The organism is Bradyrhizobium sp. (assembly GCF_049519115.1).
Classification (GTDB): domain Bacteria; phylum Pseudomonadota; class Alphaproteobacteria; order Rhizobiales; family Xanthobacteraceae; genus Bradyrhizobium.
Window position 1 is genome coordinate 1 of the sequence record NZ_JBEKRB010000169.1, and the last position, 3,530, is coordinate 3,530.

General features: G+C 55.0%; 2 protein-coding genes and 2 tRNA genes. 2 read left to right on the top strand and 2 right to left on the bottom strand.

What is annotated here, in order from left to right; translation table 11 throughout:
- A partial coding sequence (locus tag ABSE61_RS36610) for an MFS transporter (RefSeq protein WP_423876026.1) occupies window positions 1-1,257 on the top strand: 1,257 nt, incomplete at its 5' end.
- A 445-nt stretch (window positions 1,258-1,702) separates the two neighbouring features.
- On the opposite strand, the gene ABSE61_RS36615 is transcribed toward ABSE61_RS36610, so the two are convergent.
- Window positions 1,703-1,777: transfer RNA gene (locus ABSE61_RS36615), tRNA-Arg, on the bottom strand.
- 2 nt (window positions 1,778-1,779) lie between these two features.
- Window positions 1,780-3,081 (bottom strand): integrase arm-type DNA-binding domain-containing protein, encoded by a 1,302-nt coding sequence (locus tag ABSE61_RS36620; protein ID WP_423876027.1) that lies wholly within the window; start codon window positions 3,079-3,081, stop codon window positions 1,780-1,782.
- A gap of 156 nt (window positions 3,082-3,237) precedes the next feature.
- Here ABSE61_RS36620 and ABSE61_RS36625 point away from each other — a divergent pair.
- Window positions 3,238-3,307: transfer RNA gene (locus ABSE61_RS36625), tRNA-OTHER, on the top strand.
- Window positions 3,308-3,530: the final 223 nt, after the last annotated feature.

Below are 3,530 nucleotides of genomic sequence, written 5' to 3' on the forward strand. Positions count from 1 at the left end.
TATTTCGTCGCATATCTCGATCGCGTCAATATCGGCTTTGCCAAGCTGCAGATGAATGAAGTTCTCGGCTTGAGCGAAGCCGCTTTTGGCTTTGGCGCGGGCCTGTTCTTTATCGGATACTTCCTGTTCGAGGTGCCGTCCAACATCCTGCTAGAGAAGGTCGGCGCGCGCGTCTGGATTGCCCGCATTATGATTACCTGGGGCATAATCTCGGCGGCCTTTTCCTTTATCCCTTCGATATCAGGAATGGCCGGCGTTCCGGCATCGGGCGTATTTTATACTTTGCGGTTTCTGCTCGGCGCTTGCGAGGCTGGATTCTTTCCCGGCATCATCTTTTATCTGACGCTTTGGTTTCCGGCAGTTTACCGCGCGCGAGTCATCAGTCTGTTCATGCTGGCGGTCCCGATTTCTTCGATCATCGGAGCGCCGATCTCCGGAGTGCTGCTCGGCGTCACCGGATGGGGTCTGCAAGGCTGGCAATGGCTGCTGGTTGTTGAAGCCTTGCCTTCGGTTGCGGTCGGCATCGGCGTTCTGTGCTATCTGACCGATTTCCCGCGCCAGGCACGCTGGTTACAGCAAGACGAGATCGCTTGGCTGGAAGACATCCAGGCCTCAGAGAGGCGAAACAAGGAGTCGGTCGAACGCCTTTCGTTGCGGCAAGCACTGACCGATCCGCGAATCCTGCTGTGCGCTCTGGTCTATTTCTTTATTCAAGCCGGGAATTACGGCGTCGCCTTTTTTCTGCCCACCATCATCAAGGGTTTGGGCGCAACGAATACCCAGACCGGATTTCTCACAGCGCTTCCGTTTGTGTTCGGCGCTTTCGGCATGGTGCTGTTCGGCCTTCATTCCGACCGGACCATGGAACGAAAACGTCACGTTGCGCTGGCCTTTATAATGTCGACAGTGGGTTTCGGATTAGCGGCATTGGTCCACAGTCCCGCTATAACGATAGCGCTGTTTTGTGTCGCGCAGATCGGCAACTCGGCGGCCTCGCCGATGTTCTGGCCTCTGCCGGCGAGCTTCCTCAGCGGAGCTTCCGCTGCCGCGGGTATCGCGGCAATCAACTCGCTTGGAAATCTGTCCGGCTTCGCGGCACCTTACGCGATAGGTTACCTGAAGGATCTGACCGGCAACTTCACCATGGGCCTGCTCTTGCTGTCAGCGAGTTCGCTCCTCGGAGCAATCGTCGTTTTATTACTTCGGATCGATATAAGGCGCGAGAAAATGTCAAGTGAAGTAGCGATGACGCAATAGTTGGCGTAAATACTGACGGTTAAAATCGCGAATAATCAAATTGCGGATTCTTCGGCAGACAACGCGAGAAGCATGCCCCGGGTATAAGTTCGCGCTATGCATAGCTGGCGATAGAGAACAGTTCTCTCGGGGAGGGAGAGCGATTCAGAATGGCTCGGTTAGAACCCGTTGTTGCATCAGGTAAATCGGAAACCAGACGTTATACTGCGGTACAGAGGCTATGGAGAAAAATGCATTGTCCGAGCCTTATCGAGCGCAACTGAGGGCGCCTCGCCAAAATCTCCTGGGCGAATCTTCGACAAAATCTGCCGAATTCCCTTAGCTTTCGCGGCTCGCGGTACGGTTTGCTGCAATTTGGCGAAACGCAACGTACGACGCGAAGTGCCTGATCGCGCCTCCTGCATAAAAACAAGCCGCCCAAGTTATTGACCTAAGCGGCGTATAATGGCGCACCCGACACGATTTGAACGTGTGGCCTTCGCCTTCGGAGCGCGACGCTCAAGCACGAGCCACAGCATGCTATTATGCAGCCATCGACATGGTCTCGAATCGATGCTTTGTCTCAGTTCGGCCTGCAGTCTCATCGACATTCGCGCTTCCAAGCCACCGGACAATTGAAGGATCTCGCTCCGACAAGACGCTATGAGCGATCAATTCCGAAATTCTTTGCTGCTGTTGGCGCAGATGATCCCTTAGCAAACGGTCGCGGGTGATGTACCCGGCATTCACGCCGGGGAGCGAATGGTTCATCAAGAGATGAATGTCGAGTTCCGAAACCCCTGCCGCTTGCGCGAGCGTGCGATAGCTCTGCCGCAGATCATTTCCCCATTTGGATAGGATATTTCGCTCTTCCTTGTGCTCCACGAGATGTCCTGGCTCGCTATCGGCAGGAAACAACCACGGCGTCGCTTGCGCGGAATAAAGGATCCGACCCCACCTGATCGCGCGGATGATGGAGCGAATCATCGGACGCGACAGTGGAATGTCGAATGCCTTCTCCTCACCACCTTTTGGCCTCGGGATGTGGATTATCCTACGTCGTAAATCGACGTGCTCAAAACGGATCTTCTTGAGCGCGGTTGGTCGTGACCCGCTGAAGAGTGTGAAGAGGTGAAATTCCTGCCTTAGCGGGTTGTCCATCGCGTAAAGCTCCCTCAGCCAGCCGCTGATATCGTTTGGCCCCATCCCGGTGTTGCGTCGATGCTCCTTATTCCAGTCGATCGCGGAAACCGGGTTTACGGCCAGCAGATCGGGATTGCTCTTCCGCGCGTGGTTGTACACTGCCCGCAGACTGCGCATTGATCCGTTTGCAATGTAAGGACCGTTCTCTTTCGAGAGTTTCTCGTGACGTTCAACAACAAGATGCGGTTGTCGCCCAAGTCGAGCGAGCGGATTGTCGAGCCAATCCTTGAACAGCCGCTCCATGTGATCTCGATAGCCCTCAATAGTCCCTGAGTTTCGCCCCTTACGTTTCATGTGCGCATCCCGATAGCGCTCCCAGGCCTGCCGAAGCGTTATTGAGCCAGGCTTGATCTTCGGAGCTTCACCGGGACGTTGGCCTTTGGCTATCGACCCGAGTGCTTCCTTGGCTTTGCCTCGCGCTTGGCGCGTGGTCATCTCACCGAAATCGCCCAGCTTTACCTGGGCAGTGAATTCACGAACGCCATCACGCCAGAACTCACCTTGCGCCATGAAAGTCTTCCGGCGCTTGCCAACGAGCACGAAAAATCCCGGCAGCTCACTATCGCGCACCTTGTATTGCTTCTCCCCCGCGCACAGACGAGCAATGCTCTTGTCGGTGAGAAATTCGCGCTGATCAGCCATGGGTGCCGTCACCATTTTTAGTCTGGGTTTAGTCTGGGGAAGTCCTCAGTGAGAATCATCGAGGTCGCGTTACGCAAAGCTACGCCATGACGCGAAAATCAATGATCGATTAGTACTTTATTGGAAGGACGAGAGTATGGCGGCGTGACGGCGAGGGCGCCCGAAAAGCCTCGAATTCATACTACGAATCTGAGGGTCGGACGTTCGAATCGTTCCGGGCGCGCCATTAAACTATTGAAGCTGCGTGGTAATTTTGGCCGTTTTTGCGATTTGCGTCAGCGCGGGCGGCGCCGGTCGTTAGCTTGTACGTCCCCCAATCAAGCTCAGCACCAGCTTTGCTGGCCGCTTTCAGAAAATCATCTCGCGATCGAACAACAGCTTTATGCTCGATCCGCCACCATTATCCTTGATGATGCGCAGCTTCTTGCCACCGTCGACAATCTCGAAGA